The sequence below is a fragment of the Limnochordia bacterium genome (genome assembly GCA_023230925.1).
Taxonomy (GTDB): domain Bacteria; phylum Bacillota; class Limnochordia; order DUMW01; family DUMW01; genus JALNWK01.
In genome coordinates this window covers 22,099-29,121 of record JALNWK010000037.1, presented here as the reverse complement: position 1 = coordinate 29,121, position 7,023 = coordinate 22,099, and the positions used below count along the sequence as shown (strand labels likewise).

General features: G+C 47.7%; 4 protein-coding genes. All 4 read left to right on the top strand.

Features of this window, described 5'->3' with window-relative positions; genetic code table 11:
• Positions 1 to 106 precede the first annotated feature (106 nt).
• The 4 genes from M0Q40_09135 (at position 107) to M0Q40_09120 (ending at position 6,947) form a co-directional block, all read left to right on the top strand.
• A complete protein-coding gene (locus M0Q40_09135) occupies positions 107 to 955 on the top strand; it encodes an extracellular solute-binding protein (protein ID MCK9222764.1) in 849 nt (282 codons plus the stop codon).
• A 733-nt stretch (positions 956 to 1,688) separates the two neighbouring features.
• Positions 1,689 to 2,249: a hypothetical protein gene (locus M0Q40_09130; protein MCK9222763.1), complete on the top strand. Its 561-nt coding sequence runs from the start codon at positions 1,689 to 1,691 to the stop codon at positions 2,247 to 2,249.
• Positions 2,250 to 3,414: 1,165 nt separating this feature from the next.
• Positions 3,415 to 4,803: a hypothetical protein gene (locus tag M0Q40_09125; protein ID MCK9222762.1), complete on the top strand. Its 1,389-nt coding sequence runs from the start codon at positions 3,415 to 3,417 to the stop codon at positions 4,801 to 4,803.
• Between the two features lie 44 nt (positions 4,804 to 4,847).
• Positions 4,848 to 6,947, top strand: coding sequence for a hypothetical protein (locus tag M0Q40_09120; GenBank protein MCK9222761.1), 2,100 nt, complete (start codon positions 4,848 to 4,850; stop codon positions 6,945 to 6,947).
• Positions 6,948 to 7,023 lie beyond the last annotated feature (76 nt).

Here is a 7,023-nt window from a genome sequence, read left to right as displayed (position 1 = left end):
GCTGGCTCGATATATCAAAAAGAGCGAACTAGGCACATCGAAGCCGTTAGAAGGTGAACAATCGGCATAACACAACTACATCGTTGGACATATCAATTTACACCACTTGACAAGACGTGGCCCAGACTTCTTCGTCTATAACATGAATCACTTTGATGAGGCGGGACTAAGCACAGATCCCTATGCGATGGAAACCTGGGACGACTTCATCGACTACGGGCGGAAAGTAATGCGTTATAATGCTGATGGTGCCATTACCCGTTATGGGTTTGACTTTCTCCCAGGAACCAGTGCGTTTAGTGCTTTTCTAGACTCAAACGGTGGTAGCTTTTACAATGCAGATTTCACGGGATTGAATATCGATACCCCCCAAGGGAAGGAAGTTCTCCAACTGTTCCATGATATACGGTTGGAGTACGGGTTTGCTTCTGATAGTCTAACTGCAAGCTGCAGCTTCCTGGCAAATACTGCAGCGATGGGTATGGGTGGCATCTATCATTCCTACTGGGCTCCCCATTATGTTCCTGGCATTCGCCTTGGGTTTACTACTATTCCTAAGGGCCCGTCCGGCGATAAACGTGGTGCTGTTGTCTACGGGAATATGTACTCAATCCCAACTTCAAGCAAGAACCCGGATCTGGCCTGGAAATTCATTGAATTCATGGTCAGCCTTGAGGCTTATGAACTCCACTATGAGATTACCGGTACCGTTCAATCTGCACGATTAGACTTTTATCGTAGTGATCTGTGGGTCAATGCCCAGCGGGATGAGCAATGGATGCGCATGGTCCCGGAGATCGGGATGTGTACTGGCGTCTATCCATTCATCGGACTGGACGCCCTGGGCTCCGCTTGGGGAGGCTTAGTCTCTGATCCTGTATCCGGCAAAGCTCCCCTAAGCAGTAATGCGCTTTCTGAGGTCCAGCGTCTAGTTAATCTGGCCCTAGAGAAATAATTAGCCATAGATGATGATTTGGATGGGATAGTCTCGGAGACTATCCCATTACCTCCACATACGCGTTGTGGTAGGAATTGTAATGTAGCATTGACGTTGGGCCCCCGCCAGATCTAGAGAGTATCTATCTAAATCCTGGGGAACCATTAAAACCTAAGATTTGGCGGGAGAGCTGCTGCTGTCGTTCGTTGTCCGCTGCTTGCTCAGATCACGCCAGGTTTGTCTCGGTCGTGGACGAGTAGGTTCTTGGGCCATTGTGGTAATCGACGCCAAGAGCCGTAAAACTGTCGGAGAGTGGCAAATTGCGAACGCTTAAGGACGCTACAAGAACGATTACTTCCGTAAAACGAATTGCGAAGATATGGGCTTAAAGACTTGGTGACCATGTTGACGAGATATTGGAATTCATTTGGAGTGTCGTAGATGGGCTTTGTGGGCTGTTCTATTGGCTTGCATTGGAGGATGCCTACAATAGTACAATAACAGCTTTTCTAGAAGGTATTGCAGCCATCAATACTCGCTGGGATCTATATCGCTATATATAGAATGAGTTGTGTGTAACAGTAATGGGTGATAGATGGTCTCCCTATGGCTATGGAGTATATGTCCATGAACAGTGGGGGCGATGGATTATTTCAGTGCGGCTTCATAGCCGTCGTATCGCAAGATGTATCCCCAGGGGGTAATGGAGGTAAAACGAATGCAAGAAAGTACTAGATTCGGAGGGAAGAACATGCGAAAGCTCATAGTGCCTACTTTAGTTGTGTTGACTATTGTGGGTTTAACTGTATGTAGTTTTGCCAAGGAAGTAGACCTGTTTGACCTAATGACAGGTGATTGGGAGGCGTTGCCGCATTGGATTTCGGTTAATGATACCTCAGCTACTGACTATAGCGTAGACCTAGTTTCAGCTCCCCAAGAAGTCTCTGAGTTTGGTGTAGCATGGCGTTTCCAGGTCAATGAAGCGAACACTGCTATGAAGTGGAGTACTCCTATTTCCCTTAATACCAAGAATACTCCTTATTTGTCCCTAGCATACCGGGCCAGTGGTATCAATACCGAGAAGACCGGGGTTGATGGAGATGATTGGTTTGTGTTCATATATGGGGCAGAATTTTCACCAATGATTGGTTATCTGTATGAACTTGTCGCTGATGGGGAATGGCATACACTGGTATTTCCGGTACCTGAGCTGACCATGATGTTTTTAGATTTCCACGTTAAGGCGTCGAGTGACGTTAAGTCAGCATTTATCGAAGTTGCCGATATCAGGTTGGTATCTGAAGCTAAATAAAGGATTGGGAACCAGGGTGGTTTAGCCAAATGGCAAGCTATGCTTGCCATTTGGCCTGTAGGTAGTGCGCCCGGCATGAATAGTAATTTAGCGGTGACAGTCCGTGTGTGCCTTGGAGAAACACTAAACTGAAAGTAGACCGGGGTTTCGTGCCCATGGGAGAGAATGGAGGCTCTTCGGAAGCGGGATTCAGGTGCAGATTTCAAACCGCCGACGGGTGCTGTAGTCAGAAACTATGGTACTGAGAAAAGGTCACGGGGATGGTTAGGTGAGTACCGCCGAAGCGTCGGTAACACCAGAACGCAGTCGAAACTAGATAGATGCGAATCCAGCTAGGATAGGCCGAACGGAAACTTGATTAATGGTTAGGCGGTTGCTGGCATTAAGGCTACAAGAGGTCCAATTATCCTCTTGCCTGTAGTTGGTACGGCGAAGACGGTTCTTCGGGTTCAGGATTGGAAGCCGAATAGAACAAAGACACCAGACGATGGTTTGAACGGGCTAAAGAGAGATTCTTGAGGGTTAAGCCAGTGTCGGTTTTGACGACGAATATATGGAGAAACTCTACAGCAGTACTGTAACGGACACCGCACTTGACGTGACCTCTTTCTTCGTTGCTTGGGCCAGGGATTCATATGGTGCTGGTGCTTTGCTTTGTCTGAATGATTAGGTAGCAAAAACAGCCTGCTCTGGACATGTTCCTGGCGTCCGCCTCTATCCTGTTCCCAAGGATCCTTTTGGCGATTCTTGTCTATGGAAATATGTATTCCATTCCAGCTTCAAGCAAGAAGGCAGATCTATCCGCGCAATTCATCGAATTTATGGCTGGCGAAGGGACCCCCGATCTCCACCATGAGATTACTGGTACCTTTCAGTCCCCGCACTTAGGTTTTCATCAAAGTGATCTATGGCTGAGTACCCAGAAAGAAGCGCAATGGCGCAATGGTTCTCTGGTTCGGTATGAGTACGGACATAGACTCTTAGCGTGGTTTGTCGTGCACTGGTTAAGGACCCTATACCTGCAAAGGTCCCCTCGACTAATGTATTAGTTGAGTACAACGTTTGGTTGATCAGAGATTAGCGCAATAAGGACCCAAGAATTCTATTATTAAGCAGGTTTGGGGAGGGGCTTGGACTTCATTCCGCTGGTTTTAGGAGGTACAATATGAAAAGATCGGTTGTGAGATGGTTGATTCTGTTCATATTAATGATATCAGGTGGTGCAATGGCGTCGGAAACCGCTGAGGTAATGCCGTCAATTTACTTGGACCAAAGTAGGGAGTTTTTGTTTCGAGTATCGTGGGATTGGCCCCGGGTCTTGCGCAACGATTACCGCGTGACTGTGGGTGAGCGAACCCTAGTATCTGAACTGCTCGTCGATTACGATGTGGTTATCCTACCAGCATCCTCCGGGACAGTAGAGTACCTACCTGAAGAAATCGTGGCAATCAAAGACTACCTCAACGAGGGAGGAGGAGTTCTTCTCTGTAATCCAGGGTCTATGCCAAGTACCCCGGCCACTAAGTTGCTTATGAGTTTGGGCATTCCCACTCTCCGCTTTAGTATCAATCGAGCTGAGGGAGAGTTGATTGATGCAGCGGGTAACTCTCTAGGTGTCCAAGCTGTGGGAAATACTATTAACATACTATCCAACGTATTTGAAGACGGATTTACCGTTGGAGCGTTTGACAGTAATCATCGTCCAGTGCTCATTCAGGGTACAATAAGTAATGGTAGAATTGCCATGGTCAGTGAAGAAGCAGTCTTATTCACTAATAACGGCCGTAAGTTCTCCCCGGGAGCAAGAGAACTTTTGGACTGGTTGGGTGGGAACCGAATCGGAAAGGCCCAAGGCGCTGTAGAAGAACGACTGTACCCGGAGGCTACGTTGCAGCATGGAAATATCACGGTGTATTACTCCGATGTGCTGAAAGAACATGTAGACCTTATTGTCGAGCATGCCGATGAGATCTTGGAGTTCATTGAGGAGTGTCACGGACATAGTCTTTCTGAAATGCGAGTTGTCTTATTGGCTTGCGCGGGTAGTGGGTATGCCGCCGGTGGAGAGATCGGTGTAGGCGTATTAGGAGATAAGACTAATGTGATCGAAGTTATGGGTCACGAACTAACCCATGAATGGGTGCGGCCGGCGATTCTTCCATCCACGATGAATGAAGCCTGGGCGATTATCATGGGACTGCGTGTAGCCAGAATAGCTGGATTTGAGGAGCACTGGGCTAGCGAAACAGCTAGGCTGGAGGCGGCCTACAATACGGCTAAGGAACAGCTCTTGGATATGGATCTGCGCTTAGCTAAAGAGGAGACAGGACAGCACTGGTTTGGTTATATTGGAAAAACGTTGCATTTAGTGCAAACAGCCGAGGAAATGTATGGAGAGGATTTTTCGAAGGAGTTCTTTACATTAGCGATAAAGCGGATTAAGGAAGGTAGTGCCAATAGTCCTTTGACCTTGAAGGACATAGCTGTTGTTGTTGGGGATATTCTCTGTGTGGAACCTGATCTTGTTTATCAAAGATTGTCATCGGGCCAGTAGGCGAAAGATAGTCGGCTTGGTTTAGTGAAATGGGGGTTGTAAGTGTGCGGACGCTAGTCAGTGCATTAATATTAGTGGTTGTGTCTATTTCGGTTCTCTCCACTGTCGCTGGAGCCTATACAAGACCGGCAGTCTATTTAGATCAAAGTAGGGAGTTTCTCTTTCGTATGTCATGGGACTTGGCTCGCATGCTGCGGGATCGTTATCTTGTGACCGTGGGTGAGCGGGTATTGACATCTGAGCGGCTGGCCCAATATGACGTGATTATCCTGCCAACATCAAGAATAGTGGGCTATACGTCTGAAGAGATGTTCTGTATCAAGAAATTCTTGAACGCAGGCGGAGGGGTGTTACTGCTTGATTCGGGAAGAGGATTAAGTGAGTCGGTAACTAGTTTGCTAACCTATTTACAGGTGCCTGTTCGAAGTAGCGGTATAGCCGGCATCGGTGAGCTTGTGGACCAAGAAGGACAACCTTTGGGGATTACTGTTACGGGGAAAACAATGAATATCCTAGGACCGGGTTTTGTGGCAAAGGTGACCGACGGTAATGATCGGCCGGTGTTGGTTGAAGGTACCGTCGGTAAGGGGCAATTGGCTGTAGCTGGCGATGAAGGCATATTACTGACCAACGACTTTTCCCAACTTTCTTCTGAGGCCTTCAAATTGGTGGACCGCCTGGTGGTAAATAGAACGGGTGGAGACACAGGTATAGTAGAAGAGCGTCTGTTACCGGAGCATACTCTGCAACACGGTGATATTACCCTCTATTACTCCGATGTTCTCAAGGACTACGTTGACCTGATTATCGAGCACGCGGATGAAGTCTTTGATTTCATCGGTGGTTTACACGGCCATAATCTGCCGGAGGGTCTCCGGGTCGTTCTTCTTGCCTGTTGGGGAAGTGGTTACTCGGCTCACGGTGAGATTGGTGTAGGGGTGCTGGGAGAGGTAGCAAATGTCATTGATGTTCTAGGTCATGAATTGACCCATGAGTGGGTGTGGCCTGCCAAGATGCCTCCTTCAATTGAAGAAGGGTGGTGTTCCTTAGCAGGTGCTCGGCTTAGTGAACAGCTGGGTTTTACAGAATATGCGGAAAGGCAAAGGACTAGCTTTGCCAATGCATATAGCCAAACCAAAAGAGAACTTGAGCATCTGGACTTGGGTACGGGTCATGAGACCAAGGGAGTTCACTGGTCCGGTCATATGGGAAAGACCATGCATTTAGTTGAAGAGGCGGAGGAAATCTACGGCCCAGGCTTTACCAGAGACTTCTTCACTTTAGCTAGACAGTTGATCTCCAAAGGAGAAGCCAGTAGCCCCCTGACTTTGGAGGATATCGCCATCGTTGTTGGCGCCATTTTGTCCATAGATCAGAAGGTGATCTATGATCGGTTACGGGGTGGCAACTACCTTGATATTATTTCACCTAGAGATGGTGAGTACCTGCGGGGAAAGGTTTCTATTGTTGTCCAAGTACCCAGTCAAACCGCAGATGTGATTGAGGTTTCTCTAGGAGATTACCAGGTTTACGAGGGTATCCCGGCAAAGGAGCCGATTGTACTAGATACGACCATGTTTGATGACGGTGAGTATGTGTTGACGGTTGAGCTCTTTACCGACGGTGTACTCAAAAAGAGTCATTCGGTAGAAGTCTTCTTAGATAACTGGCAGCGAACCGAGGATCATCTCCGGGCCCCTCAAGAGTCACCATGGTTTGGTACTATCAAGCGTTCGAACTATTTAGAATGCTCTTCAGGTTGGAGGCACGATACCGGAAATAGGGCGGAGTTCTTTGATGATGATGATCGATTGCTCTGCACCGGTGTGGATGTAGAGTATGTAGTCTATGAAGCTGTGGATGTACGTGACTTTGCGATTACTCTATACACGAAAAGACCGCAGCCTGAGGGTATTGCAGTTGAGGTATCGGCAGATATGATCCATTGGATCCCTCTACACTTTACGGAGCAGGTCTATGGGACAGGGCTCGACTGGTGCAAGATTATCCTCAAGGGCCAGGAATTTGAAAGTACAGGGACGAGTTACCTACGTATTATCGTTGATGGGAGGGTTATTTCCCACGGAGAGGTTGCCTTAGGTAAAATTGAATACACTTCCCGGGTAAGAACAGTGAGAAACTAAAGAGAACTGGTCGTCTAGTCCAGTCAAGAAAACAAAGTCCCTACAGTGCAGTAGGGACTTTGTTTTCTTGGTTATG